General features: G+C 37.2%; 16 protein-coding genes and 1 pseudogene. 5 read left to right on the plus strand and 12 right to left on the minus strand.

Going from position 1 to position 17,326, the window contains the following annotated elements; all coding sequences use genetic code 11:
* Positions 1-106 precede the first annotated feature (106 nt).
* Both xerS and RE409_RS27715 read left to right on the plus strand, forming a co-directional pair.
* Positions 107-1,240, plus strand: a complete 1,134-nt coding sequence (gene xerS, locus RE409_RS27710; RefSeq protein WP_309559485.1) for a tyrosine recombinase XerS — start codon at positions 107-109, stop codon at positions 1,238-1,240.
* Positions 1,241-1,933: 693 nt separating this feature from the next.
* Positions 1,934-2,032: pseudogene (locus tag RE409_RS27715) on the plus strand (TetR/AcrR family transcriptional regulator); the annotation flags it as partial.
* Between the two features lie 319 nt (positions 2,033-2,351).
* On the opposite strand, the gene RE409_RS27720 reads toward RE409_RS27715, so the two are convergent.
* The 9 genes from RE409_RS27720 to RE409_RS27760 form a co-directional block, all read right to left on the minus strand.
* Positions 2,352-2,966, minus strand: a complete 615-nt coding sequence (locus RE409_RS27720) for a PadR family transcriptional regulator (RefSeq protein WP_309559486.1) — start codon at positions 2,964-2,966, stop codon at positions 2,352-2,354.
* A 79-nt stretch (positions 2,967-3,045) separates the two neighbouring features.
* Positions 3,046-3,759 carry a HoxN/HupN/NixA family nickel/cobalt transporter gene (locus RE409_RS27725; RefSeq protein WP_309559487.1) on the minus strand — a complete coding sequence of 238 codons (714 nt, stop codon included), beginning with the start codon at positions 3,757-3,759 and terminating at the stop codon, positions 3,046-3,048.
* A gap of 122 nt (positions 3,760-3,881) precedes the next feature.
* Entirely contained in the window at positions 3,882-4,706 is an 825-nt protein-coding gene (locus RE409_RS27730; RefSeq protein ID WP_309559488.1) for an urease accessory protein UreD, read from the minus strand.
* Positions 4,706-5,317, minus strand: a complete 612-nt coding sequence (ureG, locus tag RE409_RS27735; RefSeq protein WP_309559489.1) for an urease accessory protein UreG — start codon at positions 5,315-5,317, stop codon at positions 4,706-4,708. Before ureG ends, RE409_RS27730 begins: the two co-directional genes overlap by 1 nt.
* Positions 5,318-5,338: 21 nt before the next feature.
* Positions 5,339-6,025, minus strand: coding sequence for an urease accessory protein UreF (locus RE409_RS27740; RefSeq protein ID WP_201225545.1), 687 nt, complete (start codon positions 6,023-6,025; stop codon positions 5,339-5,341).
* Positions 6,015-6,473, minus strand: coding sequence for an urease accessory protein UreE (gene ureE, locus RE409_RS27745; RefSeq protein ID WP_309559490.1), 459 nt, complete (start codon positions 6,471-6,473; stop codon positions 6,015-6,017). The genes RE409_RS27740 and ureE overlap by 11 nt, the downstream gene beginning before the upstream one ends.
* Before the next feature lie 22 nt (positions 6,474-6,495).
* Positions 6,496-8,208, minus strand: coding sequence for an urease subunit alpha (gene ureC / locus RE409_RS27750; RefSeq protein WP_309559491.1), 1,713 nt, complete (start codon positions 8,206-8,208; stop codon positions 6,496-6,498).
* Positions 8,205-8,528: an urease subunit beta gene (locus RE409_RS27755; RefSeq protein ID WP_201225539.1), complete on the minus strand. Its 324-nt coding sequence runs from the start codon at positions 8,526-8,528 to the stop codon at positions 8,205-8,207. Before RE409_RS27755 ends, ureC begins: the two co-directional genes overlap by 4 nt.
* Positions 8,529-8,552: 24 nt before the next feature.
* The gene (locus RE409_RS27760; protein WP_061465959.1) at positions 8,553-8,855 is read right to left on the minus strand and encodes an urease subunit gamma; all 303 of its coding nucleotides are present in this window, start codon (positions 8,853-8,855) and stop codon (positions 8,553-8,555) included.
* A 681-nt stretch (positions 8,856-9,536) separates the two neighbouring features.
* Here RE409_RS27760 and RE409_RS27765 point away from each other — a divergent pair.
* The gene (locus RE409_RS27765) at positions 9,537-10,481 is read left to right on the plus strand and encodes an urea transporter (RefSeq protein WP_309559493.1); all 945 of its coding nucleotides are present in this window, start codon (positions 9,537-9,539) and stop codon (positions 10,479-10,481) included.
* A gap of 623 nt (positions 10,482-11,104) precedes the next feature.
* Here RE409_RS27765 and RE409_RS27770 read toward each other — a convergent pair.
* Positions 11,105-12,001: a DMT family transporter gene (locus RE409_RS27770; protein WP_309559495.1), complete on the minus strand. Its 897-nt coding sequence runs from the start codon at positions 11,999-12,001 to the stop codon at positions 11,105-11,107.
* 405 nt (positions 12,002-12,406) lie between these two features.
* On the opposite strand from RE409_RS27770, the gene RE409_RS27775 reads away from it, so the two are divergent.
* The gene (locus RE409_RS27775) at positions 12,407-13,027 is read left to right on the plus strand and encodes an NAD(P)-dependent oxidoreductase (protein ID WP_309559496.1); all 621 of its coding nucleotides are present in this window, start codon (positions 12,407-12,409) and stop codon (positions 13,025-13,027) included.
* Between the two features lie 1,104 nt (positions 13,028-14,131).
* On the opposite strand, the gene RE409_RS27780 is transcribed toward RE409_RS27775, so the two are convergent.
* Positions 14,132-14,836 (minus strand): MarR family transcriptional regulator, encoded by a 705-nt coding sequence (locus RE409_RS27780; protein ID WP_309559497.1) that lies wholly within the window; start codon positions 14,834-14,836, stop codon positions 14,132-14,134.
* A 204-nt stretch (positions 14,837-15,040) separates the two neighbouring features.
* Between RE409_RS27780 and RE409_RS27785 the strand changes: the two genes are divergently transcribed.
* Positions 15,041-16,552, plus strand: coding sequence for an FAD-dependent oxidoreductase (locus tag RE409_RS27785; protein ID WP_309559498.1), 1,512 nt, complete (start codon positions 15,041-15,043; stop codon positions 16,550-16,552).
* Positions 16,553-16,870: 318 nt separating this feature from the next.
* Here the strand turns inward: RE409_RS27785 and RE409_RS27790 are convergent, their stop codons facing one another.
* Positions 16,871-17,305 (minus strand): hypothetical protein, encoded by a 435-nt coding sequence (locus RE409_RS27790; protein ID WP_201249319.1) that lies wholly within the window; start codon positions 17,303-17,305, stop codon positions 16,871-16,873.
* Positions 17,306-17,326: the final 21 nt, after the last annotated feature.

Raw genomic sequence — 17,326 nt, forward strand, 5'->3', positions numbered from 1 at the left:
AAAGATCATCACGTCCAAGGTTAACCATAATTATATTATGGTTAACTTCTCGTTAAAATTGTATTTAATGCGAACTTCGACACATTTCGACAAAAGGGGTTTTTTGATGGCTTCTCCTAGAGAATCACTTTTACATGAAAAACGATTAGAAACTCACTTGGTGGATATGCCTGATTACGTCATTGAATATGTTCGTTCCAAAAAAAGAGCGAAATATTCAGCTTCTACCCTCCTTGGCTATGTTCATGAGTACATGAAGTTCTTTAATTGGCTACAACATGAGGGCATATCAGGGGTTGATTGTATTAAGGATACCCCTCTATCCATTTTAGAAAATTTAACAAAAAAAAATGCTGAGTTTTATAAGGAATATTTAGAGGAAGAAATTATCAGCGTGGAAAATGATGTGAAGAAAAAACGGTCCGAAAATGCCGTTGCAAGGAATATTAATGCCATCAAATCCCTCTTCAACTATCTTACTACTGAAACAGAAAATGAGGAAACAGGTGAATGTTACTTCTATCGCAATGTATTCAGCAAAATTAAAGTACATAAAAAAGATGAAGATTCAGCAAGCCGGCGTGCTAAAAAAATCAGTTCTGTCATTCTTAATAATCAGGAAATCAATGAATTTTTACAATACCTAAGAAGCGGCTATGAATACTCTCTTAGTCCTCGTCAAAGGAATGCTTTTCTTCGTGATAAGGAAAGAGATATAGCAATAATTAGTATGATGCTTGGTAGTGGTGCTCGTGTTAGCGAGGTCGCCTCCCTCACCATAAAAGATATTAACTTTCATAAAAGGCAAATGGACATAATCCGTAAAGGTGGTAAAGCCGATACGGTCGAGGTCTTGGTATCTTCTTTAGACGACTTAAAGGATTATTTACGAATCAGAGAAGTCCGCTATCCTGGAGCTAAAGATACCTCTTATGTTTTTGTCTCAAAATATGGAGGTTCGGCAAAACCGATTTCTGTAAGAGCCATTCAAGATTTTGTGACAAAATATACATTGGCTTTTAATTCGCAAGAAGAGTTCTCTTCTGGCCAGGCATTAAGCCCTCATAAATTTAGACATACCTTTGCGAGCGAATGGATTAAAAATGGCGGTAACCTCATTTTACTGCGCGATCAATTAGGCCATAACTCGATCGAGACAACAGAAAAATATACAAACCTATCATCAGCAGAAAGTAAAAAAGTGATGCGTGAGATTGAAAAGACACGTGATATTACATAAGAATTTAAGAGGAATCATGCTCGGTCCACGTGGGGGCACAAGAGCAGATACGAGTCCAGATTACCTGTGGAGCAAAACAACTGTGAATTTATATGAAGACAGTAAACGTACTATTCTGTTATCATCTAAAACAAGTACCCTTTGAATGGAAGCTTGAAAATACCCATTCAAAGGGCTTTTTATTACATAAAAAAAGAACAGTGGTAGCTGTTCATTACTTGTTATTTTTCTTCTCTGAGTTATGTTGCTCAATTAATCTAGGGACAGAGGTTTTCATAAAAAAATCGGACATTTCTCGCATAGTATCAGCAGAAATGTTAGGTGGCTGGATTAACTTATATATATTCAGGAATATGCGGTTCCTTTGGATCTGTCATAGTTTATTAAACCGTCCCTCCTTTTCTATTACCTATATATTTCCCTATACATCACTAAGATTCCTACAAAAAAAAGAACAGCTTCACTGTTCTTCCCCTTTGTCTACAAACTACGTGCATCATTGTGATGCACTAGTTCTGTGCGTATCATTAATGAACGTCTCCTTTCATATCCTCGTTAATTTCCTGATTTTTCTTTATTACCATCAGAAAACTTGGGGATATGGAATATTAAGGGGTTTTTGTTAAATCCTCTGTTTCCATCTGCCTTCATATTGCCCAAACGGTCAAATCCCTTTATTCACTCATTCTTACTCTACCCAGCGGAAGGAAAGAATCTCCCCAAGAAATGGCTCATATCCTATCTACCATTACAGTTAATGGCCCCTTTTTTGCAGCTGGTTTGAAAAACTAAATCCTTCAAGGAAAAGGGACATTTACCTAAAAAAAATAGGTACTGTCCCTTTATCTGTTCTAAAATCCCAATTAAAAACTCCAAATTTTGAGGTACATCTTCAAATAAATTCTTAATATCTTCAAAGAATACCTCTCCTCTTAAATATTTATAAAACGGAACCTTTCGTTTTGATTGTAGGAAAATTCCCCAACAACATCAAAAGGAGGGCTGTGCTTATTAAACAGCCCTCCTTTTGATGGTATCAGATTCAATAATTAATTTTTTGGGTGATTGGGATGCACAGGCACCGAAACAAACCTGGAATTTTTGATTATAGTCAATAAATCAAGATCTTGTCTTGAATGATTATATTAAGTTTTCCTACAATGATTCCTAACAATAAATTGTTTAATCTTGCTTTCTCAATCAAATTCAGAACCCACTTACACCATGAAATTTCTTCTTCATCTAACATACTCCTTCTATTAAAAAGAATATAACCACCAAAATGTTTAGATGTCATTTCTAACCCATTCTTCCCATGTGTTTGTTCAATTCTGGCTATATTTTCATCTCGCAAGGCCACGGTTTGTTCTAATTTAGAAATTCGGTCCTGAATTAATTTTTTCGCATTTTCTTCATTCGATAACCAAATCGAATACATCTTAATAAGAAAATCATCTCGAATGATGGGATCAGAAGGCGATTCAGTGACCCATTTTTCCAGAGTTTCTCTTCCCTTTTCTGTGATTGAATATATTTTCTTATCAGGTTTACCCGTTTGTTCAATATGCTCAAATTCCAAAAGTCCATTCTTCTCCATTTTAGTTAACAGAGGATATATTTGACTATGCTTCGCAGGCCATAATACCTCTAAATATCCAACTAATTGATAACCAGAACATGGATTTCTACCAAGCGAACTAAGTATCGCATATCCAAGAGTATTCATCTAATCCCCCTTCTTCCATATATAGCGTTCAATAATAGTATGTATGTTAGCACGATTCGATCCAACATTCCTTACTGACTTAAAACCAAAGGTTAAATAATCCTTCATTAACCCCTAAATTATACATATAATATATTCCAAAAACCATACTAATTGTGCCCATTGTGAATACAAGTGTTCTACTAATTTTAACACGTTTCATACTTAACACAAAAGGGATACCAATAATCGTAGTGAAAAAAAGCATACCAATGACCGTACCTACTCCAAATAAAAGGATATAAATAGCCGCTTCCCAAACACTCTTAACTGTACTCATCGTCAATATAACCATAGTGCCACTTCCTGCAAGACCATGGACTAGACCAATAGACATTGATTTCAAATATGAAACATGTTTATGTTTGTGTTTATGCTCATGTTTACCACCATGTTCATGAGTATGGACATGTTTATGTTCATCTCCATCATGTGCATGCGTATGAACATGGATACTTTTGAAAGAAAGGATCGTTGTAACACCAAGATAAACAAGCATGATTCCTACTAAAAATTCTAAGGACATAGACCATTTCCCTGGTATTTCACCCTTCATAAGAATAAGAATAATACCAACTATAAATAATGTTATCGTATGACCTATCCCCCAAAATACTCCTGCTAGAGAAGCGTGCCATAACTTTTTGCTTTGACTTGCAATTGTTGATACTGCAATCACATGATCAGGCTCAATTGCATGCCTGATTCCCAAAACAAAACCTATCGTTAAAACTGAAAACAATGAAACATCCATAAATATTTCTCCTTCAAACTTTTTGTCCCGTATAAAGTGAAACGTCCATAAGTGGCGGTTTTTTACAGCCTGATTAACCCGGATAAAAGCCCGGCAACCTTTTGGTTGCCGGGTTCTAAGTATTAATACTTTCTTAGAAAACACGGTTTGGTTATAAACCACTCTTGACTAATAATTCGGTGACACTCAGTAAAGATTTTCTCTATTACTTGTGTCGAGTTAGCTAATACACGAACCGTAAATCCTTGTACAGATAATAAAGATAGTCCAATTTTATATCGATCTGTATTCCCATTAATAGCCTGATATAACCGATCAAGGAGGTCAGGGCTTGTTTGTTCGCCAACCACAATCATGGAACCTAAATGCGAAAACCCTTCCATGAAGCCAATCTTCTCTATATTTTGGGCAGCAGGATTCAATTGAATATGATCATAGGCCACAAGCTCATCGTCCATATAAATTTCATTGATGAATTGAAGCCGATTATAACTGAAACGATCTCCATCCGGAGACCACCCCGGGGTTAAAATGTCGGAATAAAGGAAAGTCGCCCCTTTCTCCATGCGAATGACATTTTTTTGTTTATAGCGCGCGTCCTGATACATAATTAGCGGATCCGGAATATATTCGAGATAACATCCAGACTTTAGAAAGATCTCTGTTTCCTGGTAGGCATGAGTGTTAGGTGTCTTATAAACCTTTGTTGCGGATTGTGTCGTTAAGGTTAGTCTCGCTTGCTTCTCGAGCGTAATTTGTATTTTATAGCGATCTCCGTCTAAATAGCCTCCACCGGGGTTCAATATATAATAACAAGCTTGTCCAGAGTCGTCATGATAAACCGGACGCATCACTTTCAATGCGCCCTGAAAATATACATTTTTCGCTACAGTCTTTCCATTCCGATCTTCGACATCTAGACACAAAACTCCAGTCCAGTCTTCCATTATTCCAATCCTTTTAATAATGCATTCTTCATAAGCCAGTTAATGACCTGATCAAGCCCCGTATTATCTTTTAAATTGGTGAAAACAAACGGTTTATTTCCGCGAAAAACCTTCGTATCAGACTCCATCACTTCGAGGCTTGCGCCAACGAAAGGAGCTAAATCCGTTTTATTAATGATGAATAAATCTGATTTAATCATCCCTTGGCCGCCTTTACGCGGAATTTTTTCGCCTTGAGCTACATCAATAATATAGATGGAGAAATCCACAAGCTCTGGGCTGAAAGTCGCCGCAAGATTATCGCCTCCACTTTCCACAAAAATGAGCTCTACGTCCGGATGCTTCTCTTTTAATTCATCGATAGCCGCAAAATTCATGGAGGCGTCTTCACGAATAGCTGTGTGTGGACATCCGCCTGTTTCAACCCCAATAATACGGTCTGCCGGTAGGATTCCATTTTGCATTAAAAATTTAGCATCTTCTTTTGTATAAATATCATTCGTCACAACGGCCATGCTGATTTCACCTTCTAACTGACGGGTTAGCCTTTCAACCAACATCGTTTTTCCGGCTCCAACAGGTCCGCCTACTCCAATTTTAATCGGTTCCATATAAAAACACTTCCTTCTATATTAAGACATGAAAATACGAATATTCACACGCTCATGTTTCATTTGAGATAACTCTAAACCTGGTGAAATGATTCCAAAATCCTCTTTATCCAAAGTTTGAATTTTTTCTGTTGCCTCTATTAAAGCACTTTGAAACTCATGAATCGTCTTCTGTCCCGCGGTTTGTCCTAACGGAATCGCCCGAACGGCATTTTGAACAAGACTTGAAACAGTAGAATACAAATAATAGAGGGTGGTAGTTGATTTCGGAACACCAAGATGGTGCCCTATCATCGTAAAAGCAATAGCTGGATGTCCAAAGGAGTGCTTCTCCTTAATCCGTTTTTGATATTGCGAGTGAACAGGAAACTCATATAAAGATCCCACAAGGTTTACCATACGTTCTCCCATTCTTTTGGTACCTTCTCTCGTTTCACGCGGCAAATTTTGAACCGTCAGCATTCGATCGACCTTCCACACCGTTTGTACATCCTCATTTTCCAAGGCATCATAGACAAGACGGGTTGCCAGCCCATCTGAATAGACGAGCTGTTCATTTAAATATACATGAAGCCACTGAGAAAACGATGCTTGATCATACACTTGATCTTCTTGAATATACGTCTCTAGACCATATGAATGACTAAAAGCACCAGTTGGAAAATTCGAATCACATAGTTGGAATAAAGAAAGAATATTAGGATTCATGGCTATGTCCAATATGGCGAAAAGCCTGTTTTACTTTCCAATCTTCACGTGTAAAAGGAATTTGAAGCTCTTGCAGCAATTCTTCAACAAGATAATCATACTGAACGAGCATATTGTTCTCTTCAAATTGAGCTGGAAGGTGACGATTCCCCAATTGGTGGGCAATCGTTCCCATTTCCTTTAAACTTCGCGGGCTAATAACCAATAGATCATCGGAAAGGACATCTACGACAATCATATTTTTATCATCCATATATAAAACATCGCCGGCCTTAAGATCACGCAGTTCTTTTAAGCGAATGCCAATTTCGTGGCCGTGGTCGGTGGTCACTCTTTGAATCCGTTTCACTAAATTAGCACTTTCCAGGTACACCTTTTCCATATGGCGTTTCGCAATTTCTTCTCTGTCCATTGCTTCGATATTTGTAACAATTTTTTCAATGATCAATAGTTTCACCTCAAAATAAGACTCAAAATAAGAAATAGCGTTGCCCCATCGGTACTATATCCACAGGTTCACAAGTAATGAGTTCCCCGTTTACTTTTACCTCATACGTTTGTGGATCAACCGTAATCTCAGGCGTTTCGGAATTAAGCTTCATATCTTTTTTCGTTAAGTTTCGAATACCATGAACTGGAAGAACCGTTTTTTCCAAGCCTAATTTTTCATGAACTTTATCATCAAAAGCGACTTGAGAAACAAAGGTAATTGAGCTCTTAGACATGGCTTTTCCATAAGATCCATACATTGGACGATAAATAACTGGCTGTGGTGTCGGAATAGACGCATTGGCATCACCCATTAAGCTTTCTACAACAAAGCCATTTTTAAGAATCATTTCAGGCTTCACGCCGAAAAATGCCGGTGACCAAATGACAAGGTCCGCCATTTTTCCGACTTCAATCGAACCGACATATCCAGAAATACCATGCGTGATAGCGGGGTTAATCGTATATTTAGCTACATAACGCTTCGCGCGATTATTATCAGAAAGCTCTCTGTCACCTTCCAACGCTCCTCGCTGTTTTTTCATTTTATCTGCTGTTTGCCATGTACGTAAAATAACCTCGCCAATTCGTCCCATTGCTTGTGCATCTGAGCTAACCATACTGAATACACCCATATCTTGAAGAATATCTTCAGCCGCAATCGTTTCGCGTCTAATCCGTGAATCAGCAAAGGCAAGGTCTTCAGGAATAGATGGGTTTAAATGGTGACACACCATTAACATATCCAAATGCTCATCGATCGTATTAATTGTATATGGCAAAGTCGGGTTTGTAGATGATGGTAGAACATTCATAAAGCTCGCTGATTTAATTAAATCAGGAGCATGTCCCCCCCCTGCCCCTTCCGTATGGTACATATGAATAACTCGGTCTTTAATCGCCGCTAGCGTGTTTTCCAAAAATCCGCCTTCATTCAACGTGTCTGCATGAAGGGCAACTTGTACGTCATATTGGTCTGCTACTCGGAGAGCGTGGTCGATAGCAGAGGCTGTAGCTCCCCAGTCTTCATGCACTTTTAATCCAATTGCGCCTGCACGTACTTGCTCAGCTAACGCCTCTTCGTTCGCAGCTTGTCCTTTTCCAGTGAAGCCTACGTTAATTGGAAATCCTTCCGCTGCTTGCAACATTCTATGAATATTCCATTCACCTGGCGTAACAGTTGTGGCTTTTGATCCTGCAGCAGGACCCGTGCCTCCTCCAATTAAAGTTGTAAGACCGGAAGCCAACGCAGTCTCAACCTGTGCTGGATTAATAAAATGTACATGGGAGTCGATTCCACCGGCTGTGACGATCATCCCTTCCCCTGCAATAATTTCTGTAGAAGCACCAATTACAATATCCACATTATCCATTACTAAAGGATTTCCGGCTTTTCCGATTCCAGCAATTTTTCCATCACGGATTGCAATATCCGCTTTATAAATTCCGGTATAGTCTAGAATAACAGCATTTGTAATGACTACATCCGGAACTCCATCTTCGCGAGTTGCAAGAGGATGTTGCCCCATCCCGTCACGGATTACTTTTCCGCCGCCAAAAACGACTTCTTCACCATATGTAGTATAATCTTTCTCAATTTGGATCACTAAATCTGTATCCGCTAAACGAATGGAATCTCCTGTCGTTGGACCATACATCCCGGCATATTGCTTTCTTGACATTTTGAAACTCATTGATTTCCCCCTCTTTCCACGGATCCATCTGTTTTATTATTTAATCCATACACACGACGTTCTCCACCAAAATCAACCAATTCTATTTCTTTTTCATCTCCAGGCTCAAAACGAACGGCAGCACCCGCAGGAACATTTAACCGTTTCCCAAACGCTTCTTCGCGATTGAATTGAAGAGCTTCATTGATTTCATAAAAGTGGAAATGAGAGCCAATTTGAACAGGCCGATCTCCTGTATTAATTACAGACAGCTTTGTAACTATTTTCCCGGCATTACAAATAATTTCTTCTTCTTTTAAAAATAGTTGCCCTGGTATCATTTGAGCATGCCTCCTTGTCGATTCTTATCTGATTGGATTATGAACCGTTACTAGTTTCGTTCCATCAGGAAAAGTAGCTTCTACTTGAATATCGTGGATCATCTCTGGAATACCTTCCATAACATCTTCGCGCGACAAAATCATTGCACCATATTCCATCAATTGTGCAACCGTTCTTCCATCCCTTGCCCCTTCTAACACTTCATAGGTGATAAGTGCTACGGCTTCTGGATGGTTTAATTTTAATCCTCTTTCTTTTCGTCGCTTAGCAAGATCAGCTGCCACTACAATCATGAGCTTATCTATCTCACGCGGTAATAATTGCATCGTAAAGCCTCCTCATTTTTAAAATGACCAAGTATAGCGAAAATTCCATTAATTTTCGAGACCTATCTTCCAAACCCATTGATGATTAGTTGAACCAATTGGGAATTATGAACTGTTTATCCCCCACCAGATGCTTGCCTGACTCCTCAAATATTCATCAATAACGTTCCTGAATTATCTGCATTCAAATGATCATGTATCATTTCATGATAAAAAATACCATTAAATACCATACAGAATATCACTATTTTAGAATTTTTTTCATTTTCTTTACAAAAAAATCCATAATTCACAATAAAATGAAGGATTGATTCCCCTGAAATATTAATATATCATAATATACATATATATCAAATTATATATAGTTTTGTATTTAATAGTTAAGTGAATGGACTTTGTATGGAGGAAATTTAAGAAAAGCTAAAGGATTTTATTCAAAGGAGGGAGAACTCTTTCCGGAAACATAGGACTTGCAAAAATCCCCTATAAAAAAGGTAAACTCGGAAAAATGATTATCTTACATTTTTCGTTTAGGTTTTTACATTGCCCTTCTGCTGAACTTAAACTCTTGAAGCATGATTAACAAGGAATGTGTAAGAGGATATTTTTTAAAACTGTAGAAAATGAAATGATTGTATCTGAACCTATTTTTTTTAATATCTTAATTGAGGGGTTAGTATTATGCAAAAAGACAAACGTACTTCATTGACCGATGGAATGTTTCTTTCTTTAATGAAGTCATCACTGAAAGGAATCTCTCAAGTCATATTGATTGAGAATGCTGTTACTGGTTTCATTATTCTAATGGCGATCACGATTTATTCTTATCATTTAGGGATTATTACTCTATCTTCCGCTATCATAGGAACGCTAATCGGAAAACTGGGAGGTGCTAATGAAAACAGTGTGAATTCAGGTTTATACGGATATAACTCCGTGCTAACAGGCATTGCACTAACATTGTTTTTAACTGGACCCTCTCAGTGGATTATCGCTTTAGTTGGAGCTGCTTTAGCCGCAATCTTTTCCGCAGCAATGGTGCATTTCATGAGAAACACAGGGATTCCCATCCTTACATTCCCTTTTATCATTCTGACCTGGTTTATGTTGCTTGTATCTTACAAGTTAAAGGCTTTCCAGTTAAGTCCGGGACTAGTTCCTCAAGACTTATCACACTGGACCTTAAACATCTCTGGAAAGGTTAATTGGCTGGAAGGGAGTTTTAATGGGATAGGGCAAATTTTTTTTCTAGATAGTACCTTAGCTGGCATTCTGTTATTTATTGGCGTATTTTGGGCCGGATGGAAATATGGCCTTTTTTCCATTTTAGGTAATGCTTTTGCATTACTCATATCATTCGTACTTGGAGGGGAACACTCGTTAATTATTATGGGTCTTTATGGCTACAATGCGATTTTAACCAGCATTGCCGTATCTATAGTTTTTAAAGAGGACCATAATCGATTTGCGCCTATATCAGGGATCATCGCAGCTTGTGTGACAGTACCCTTATCGGCAAGTGTTGCTACCTGGCTTTTACCCTATGGACTTCCAGCCCTGACAATGCCTTTCGTTCTTAGTACCTGGCTTTTCCTAGGCGCGAGAAAAGTCCTTCCTAGGTTGTAACAAATTTGACTTTTGAGAATGGAGCATGAGGGGGGCATTACTTCCAAAGACCGTTACCTTTGCAAAATTAAGTAACCATCTAGAAATCTTAAGTGATTCTCATGCGATAAGGCTTGACCAATAAAGAAAATAAAAATCGCTCCTTTAGTTATTTTGTTGTGATGACTTACTTTTACTAAATCGCATTCCCTAAGGCATCGTCAATTGCCTTGTGGCCATTGTTTAGATAGGGTTTTTCAAATGAACTTAATTCTCGATTCATTGAATTAGCTGGTTAGTTCAATTAGAAAAAGACTGCCGCTGCAACCCCTGTTGTAATGCACTCGTTAGCGAAATAAGGGAGCAATTTGTTATCAATTTCGCTCCCCTTTATAAAGCCTTTATGTTCTCTTGGATGATCCTTGAGATAGCTTTAAAATCATACTTATGGTTGACAACATCTACAACAAAATCCTGTTCTTCTTTAAAAAAAACGTGGAGAGGGTCTAGGAAAAAATTGCACGAATATGCCTTGAATTTCTTAAGAAACAACGGAGTTGATGAATATCACCTTCGAGTGTCACCAAGTAACAAGTAAGCAATTGCCTTGAAAATCCCAAAAATATTATTAAAGAAGTCCATTCTTAATTAACATTTACAGGCAGCTTATCATTCTGACCTCGAATTCCAAACCCTAAAGCAATTGCAGCTCCAATACAACTAGTTAGGCAACCTACTACCAAATAAATTGATGGTGTTGATTCACCAATTAAAACAGAAGCAATCCCTCCAATTGCTGGGAATAACGCTACCATATACCCACTTTTTGCTCCTCCAATTTTTTCTAAAAGTTTTAAATAAAATAGCCAAGCCATAAAAGAAGCAATCAAAGTCAAATATAGCAAAGCAGATAAATATGTAACTGTTGTTGGAAGTATAATTTTTTGTCCTTGGAACAGTACAATTGCCCCCATTAAAACACTGGCCACTGTAAAACCAATAGCATTTGCATAGATAGAATCAACCTTAAGTTTAGCATTTCTTGCAGAACTGGCATCACCAATAGCTGTAAGAATAGTGCCTAATAAAGCAATCATTATACCTTTTAAATCAGTGAGCCCTTGATTTAAGGTCGGATAGATGATGACACATACGCCAAATACCCCTAGTATTCCCCCAAGTAAAACGCGAGAATGTAATTTCTCTTTTAAAAAAACACGGAGAGCAATCGGAGTCAGAATCACTTTTAACGAAAAGATCAATGTTACAATTGCAGCAGAGCTCAAAATAGTGGCGTAATAAAGGCACAGATAACTTAATGCAAAGTTACATACGCCAAATACTATTATAAACGGGATATCTTTTCTTTGTGGTCTCCCCTTTGGTTTAAGGAACCAAACAAGAACTAAAAATAAAAAAGCTGTCATAACTAAACGATATGTTAATGATAATTCCAAACTGACTGGTGTTCCTTGAATTTTCACCGCAATAAAATTAAGACCCCATACTATTAAGCAAAATATGTACATAAAATTTGTCATATTATTATCTCTTCCTGCAGTTTAACTTAATATGTTAATTAACTTCTCAGTAAGTAATTGTAACAAAACTTACCAATTTTTTCTAATTTAAATGAGTCAATTAACCACGAGTTGAATAATTTACTTATTGAATTAACCTGCCCCTTTAGTTCATTAAGGGTACTTTTTCACTTCAATTTTTGAATGTCTGATAATGTATAGAGTCATACATTCAAAAGGCCGTTTCTTTTAACCCTTAAACCTCAGCTGTATTATTCAATTAAAGGGCCAGATTGTTGAGCAACTTCTTTAAAGAAAATTAGAGCTCTATCCTAAATTTTAAAGGAGATTGTGAAATTAAAAAGGCGATATAATAGCTTTTATAGAGTAGTGTAATATTTGTTTCGTAAAAGGAGGTTCGTTCTCATGAATATTTTAATTTTAGGTGCAACTGGACGAGTTGGAGGTCAAATAGTTACTTATGCCCTTCATGACAGCCATCATGCTACTGTATTAGTTCGCACTCCAGATAAGATTCAAATAAAAAATGAAAATTTAACTATTATTCAAGGTAATGTTTTAAATAAAGATGATATCGTACGTGCAATGCATGGGATTGATGTAGTTATTAGTGCACTAAATACTGATGGGACAACAACTTTATCAGAAAGTATGCCACTCATTATCGAAGCAATGGAAAACAAAGGTATACAACGAATTATAACTATAGGAACTGCAGGTATCCTGCAAAGTAGAACCACCCCAAATTCACTGCGTTATCAGTCAAGTGAATCAAAGCGTAAGTCAACCCGTGCAGCGAAAGAACATCATAAAGTTTACGATATGCTTTCACAATCAACACTCGAATGGACTATTGTCTGTCCTACATATTTACCGGATGGAGAAAGTTTAGGTAAATATCGTGTAGACCGTAATTTTTTGCCGGAGGGTGGGGTTGAAATATCCGTGCCGGATACAGCAGAATTTACATTTAACCAGATAAAAAGTAGCGATTATTTAAAAACACGTGTAGGTATCGCCTACTAATAATATTCTCTTATATACTACTTGCTTATTGGACTAAACCGTTTGTTGAATAAGAAAATGAGTTGCTACAACAATCTCCACTCTTCAACTAAAGGGCGCGATTGCAGAGCAACACAGGTAGAAAATGATCAAACTTTTTTAAAAAACCGAAACTTAAATATGCTGGATAAGAATCCATTTTGATCAATCTTTTTATCAAAGTGGATTCTTTTTATTTGAAGTAATTTAGGGATTCCGGAGGAACAAATGATCAAACTTTATTACAAAGCTACATCATCCCTCTTTTTCTATAACTTCTAATATGAATCGGCCCATTATATTTAAAAGGTCATTTCGGCAGATTTCTTATTCTACCAAAAAACGTTCGTAAAAGTATTCGCGAAATATTGAACGTTCGTAAAATATTTTATAACTTTAATGAACATCAAAATCAGGTAATTTCATAAAAGAACAACCCGTTCGTAAAAGTTTACTTTTACGAACGTGATTAAAACAGACGAATATTTATAATTTTATTTATTGGAATCATCCTCGTTTTTGCGATCAAAGATCCAATAAGTAACTAATTCGGGATTTTTACTTTTTAATGTGTTTAATTTTTTGCAAAGAAGACCCCTCCATTCAGTGATTGGAGGGGTCTTCTTTGCTTTATTTAATAATTTCATCTGTACCCCAGCTATGAAGATAAATACTTCATAACTGGGGCACAGGATTTTTTTCTTGATTTTAGTTAGAAATCTTATTTTTTAGATATAGACAATTCCTATAGCATTATCGTTAAAATTATTAAAACTGGAATGGAGAACTTAATTTCGATTTCTACCTTCCAAAATATCACCTTAATATGCACCTTTACCACCTCTAGTCAAGGTGCCCCAGTAACTAAGTAGATATAATTTATGAAGAAATCCATATAAAAAATCTATATGGCTACAATACATTTTAAAATAAATTGGCATGTCTTTATAGAAGTAATTTATGGATAGTTAAAAACAAGAATATTTTTCTCTAATTTGAATGTATGATAATTTAAAGAATCATACATTTAAAAGGCCGCCAATTGGCAGCCTCCTTCTCTTGTTATACGGTACTATTCATCATACTCTAAAAAAATATTTCATTTAGGATCACTTTCGCTTTTTTTAAGTTGCGTGAATCTAATTTATTGAGCATTTCAATGACCTCATTCATTTCTTCCGCCGTAGAGGAAGAAAGACTAACTTTGATAGAGTTTAACTTTGCCTTTTCATTTGTCTGCGTTTCCTCTGGATTATGTTCAATGGGTTCCTCGCTTGTCGCAGCATTTATCCAAGAAGTATGAAGAGCATCGTTTAATACTTTAAGCGTCGTTCCTAATTCGTCTTCGGTATATTGTTGTAGGAAATAATTAATACCACTATCAATTTGCTTGTGTAAATCTTGATGTAAACGACATATTTCTTTACCTAAGGCGGTAGTACGGAATAGAATTTCTTTTTTGTTCTCTGGTAGAGTCTCCATAATAATTAGTTCTTTATCAACAAGTTTTTTTGTGATTTTGGAGATACTGCCCCTCGATATCCCGAATTGCTTTGAAATACCGATGCCGTTGACAGGCTCAAGTTGTCCAATTGCCTCCAGAACATGCATCATTAAAACCGTCATTTCCTTTATTAATGCTGAAATAATAGAATTAGGACTATTTTGTATTAACCATTGTTTTTCTTCATCATCTTCGGACTGTATTTTATACTGCACATCCCTTGCGGTTTCCCATACTCGCTTAATCAAATCATCTTTAGGTTGCTTTTTAACGCTATGATTGTTCAATGATTTCTTCCTCCAAAGCTTAACTTATTTATCATTATACAATAGAAATACAAGTAGCAACAATTTTAGTTTCCAAGCAACAATATTGACAAAAAGGGAAGTGGTCGTTAATATTGTTGCTAAGATACTTTATGTTTCCCAGAAACAATATTAACTAATGGGAAAAATTAATTTGTTACATTATATAGTAAGGGGAAGATTCATTTGACAGACAAATATGACATCGATGTACTCATAGTCGGAGCCGGACCAACAGGCTCTACACTTGCAGCAGATTTACTACGACGAGGTGTTGGTGTGCAATTAATAGACAAAGCAGCTCATTCTTTTAAAGGTTCGCGTGCGAAGGGAATTCAGCCGAGAACACAAGAAGTATTGGAAGACCTTGGTGTATTGAAAGAAGCGCATGCTGAAGGTGGGGCTTATCCGCTTATGGGAATTCACGTTGGTCCGCTGACTGTTCCTTTTCGTATGCAGAAACAAAAAAAAGTGACAGCTGATGTGCCGTATCCGAATGTGCTATTACTACCTCAATACCGCACGGATGCTATTTTACATCGGCTACTTGAGCGTAATGGATTAAATATTGCGTTTAACACGGAGATTATTAGTTTTGAGCAGGATGATAGTGGCGTTACGACAACACTTTCATCTGGAGAGAAAATTCGTAGTAAGTATCTAATAGGAGCCGATGGTGGTTCGAGTACAGTTCGTAAAGCTGCTAGTATACGTTTCATTGGGGAGACAAATGAAGCCGATCGTATGCTTATTATCGATGGCACGATAAACGGTCTATCACGCAATCGTTGGCATGTTTGGCCACGTACACATGGAAAACAAGTTGCAGCATGTCCGCTCCCGCATACAAATCAATTTCAAGTGATGATTCGACTGACCCCAGACGAATCCGTTAATCTAGATCACAAGGCGTTAGCTACTATGTTCGATACACTGACAGGCTTACATCTTCAAGACATTACATGGACGTCAGTATTTAGACCAAACGTACGACTTGCAGAGCATTACCGATCTGGTAGGGTGTTCCTTGCTGGAGACGCTGCGCATGTTCATACACCCGCTGGCGCACAAGGGCTAAACACGGGTATACAGGACGCTTACAACCTCAGTTGGAAGCTTGGTCAAGTGATAAAAGGTGCACCAGAAACCCTGCTTGATAGTTATGAAGCAGAACGTCAGCCGATTGCCGCACAAGTGCTAAAATTATCTAGCGAGCTTTACGCTGAAATTGAACAAAAGAGTCTGTCAGGACTGAAACGTGGTGATGAGGAACGACAACTCGGAATTTCCTATTACGGTGGCTCACTTGCACCTACGAATAGTTCAGCTACAAAAACATTACGAGTTGGCGACAGAGCACCGGACGCTCCTTGTAACGGACCAGAAGATTTGACCCGTTTGTTTGAGCTTTATCAAGGTCCACACTTTACTTTACTAGCTTTCGGAGCCAATGCGATTAACACACTCTCAACGTTGAATTGGCCATCTGCTGGTGCTGAGTTACGTTGCTACGCTGTCGGTAACGGAATGGGTGTTGACGATAATCACATTGCCGACACAACAGGTAAACTAAGCAGTATTTACGGCATTGCAGGTGATACATTGATGTTAATTCGACCAGATGGTTACATTGGAAGTATTATCACGGATGATTGGCTAGCAACCTTCAACAACATTGCTAAGAGGTTTACCATATAGTTCAGCGCTATCCATTCGAACTGAGGATCATGTAGGATATTGATGAATTACGCTGCATTAACCAAAATTTCCCACTATCATTCCAACCTTATTTCTTCTTTCGTTAAACTGCCACGATAGTTGAACGAGGGTATTTTTTTATCTGAATTTGAATTTATGATTATTGTAAGAATCATACATTCAAAAGGCCGCCAATTGGCGGCCTTCTTATGGCGCTAACGCACCCGTTAGTTTAAGTACATTTCTTCACAAATGGAAAATTTCTATCAATGATAAAAAGGTAATTGCCTCTTTTATCATTTACGACTGTATACACGGCTACGGGCTTGTTAATATTAACTTTCTTGTTTTGACATCATATATTTTGTAACCAATTTCAAACATATGGTCCTTTGTAACTGTCACCTTACAATAATAAGGGATTGACTTTCCATAAGCATCAAGTGCAGGAATATCATTGAAAGTAAACAGTTCATCTGTATCGAGCATGTTAAAGTCCGCCATAGAAGAACGACCTGATGAATCTATTTCGACAACACATTTTCCACTGACGACATCATATTCCTTTAGCACAACATATTTTAGGCTTGGGAGGGTAACAGCTAAAAGAAAAACACCAAATACAAAGCTTCCTAAGCTTTTACCTACATTTAATAATGAATATTCTTTATCAACATACATAGCAAAAAAAACAAATACTGCGCCTATTACTGATAAAGCTCCTACTATGAGCATTAAATAATAAAAGATCATCTTTTCACTTCCTATAACAAT

This window comes from Peribacillus sp. R9-11 (assembly GCF_031345095.1).
Lineage (GTDB): Bacteria > Bacillota > Bacilli > Bacillales > DSM-1321 > Peribacillus > Peribacillus butanolivorans.

Excerpts from the sequence above, each read along its gene's own strand:
- xerS (WP_309559485.1), top strand. The coding sequence starts at position 107 with ATGGCTTCTCCTAGAGAATCACTTTTACATGAAAAACGATTAGAAACT.
- RE409_RS27720 (WP_309559486.1), bottom strand. The coding sequence starts at position 2,966 with ATGAATACTCTTGGATATGCGATACTTAGTTCGCTTGGTAGAAATCCA.
- RE409_RS27725 (WP_309559487.1), bottom strand. The coding sequence starts at position 3,759 with ATGGATGTTTCATTGTTTTCAGTTTTAACGATAGGTTTTGTTTTGGGA.
- RE409_RS27730 (WP_309559488.1), bottom strand. The coding sequence starts at position 4,706 with ATGGAAGACTGGACTGGAGTTTTGTGTCTAGATGTCGAAGATCGGAAT.
- ureG (WP_309559489.1), bottom strand. The coding sequence starts at position 5,317 with ATGGAACCGATTAAAATTGGAGTAGGCGGACCTGTTGGAGCCGGAAAA.
- RE409_RS27740 (WP_201225545.1), bottom strand. The coding sequence starts at position 6,025 with ATGAATCCTAATATTCTTTCTTTATTCCAACTATGTGATTCGAATTTT.
- ureC (WP_309559491.1), bottom strand. The coding sequence starts at position 8,208 with ATGAGTTTCAAAATGTCAAGAAAGCAATATGCCGGGATGTATGGTCCA.
- RE409_RS27755 (WP_201225539.1), bottom strand. The coding sequence starts at position 8,528 with ATGATACCAGGGCAACTATTTTTAAAAGAAGAAGAAATTATTTGTAAT.
- RE409_RS27760 (WP_061465959.1), bottom strand. The coding sequence starts at position 8,855 with ATGCAATTATTACCGCGTGAGATAGATAAGCTCATGATTGTAGTGGCA.
- RE409_RS27765 (WP_309559493.1), top strand. The coding sequence starts at position 9,537 with ATGCAAAAAGACAAACGTACTTCATTGACCGATGGAATGTTTCTTTCT.
- RE409_RS27770 (WP_309559495.1), bottom strand. The coding sequence starts at position 12,001 with ATGACAAATTTTATGTACATATTTTGCTTAATAGTATGGGGTCTTAAT.
- RE409_RS27775 (WP_309559496.1), top strand. The coding sequence starts at position 12,407 with ATGAATATTTTAATTTTAGGTGCAACTGGACGAGTTGGAGGTCAAATA.
- RE409_RS27790 (WP_201249319.1), bottom strand. The coding sequence starts at position 17,305 with ATGATCTTTTATTATTTAATGCTCATAGTAGGAGCTTTATCAGTAATA.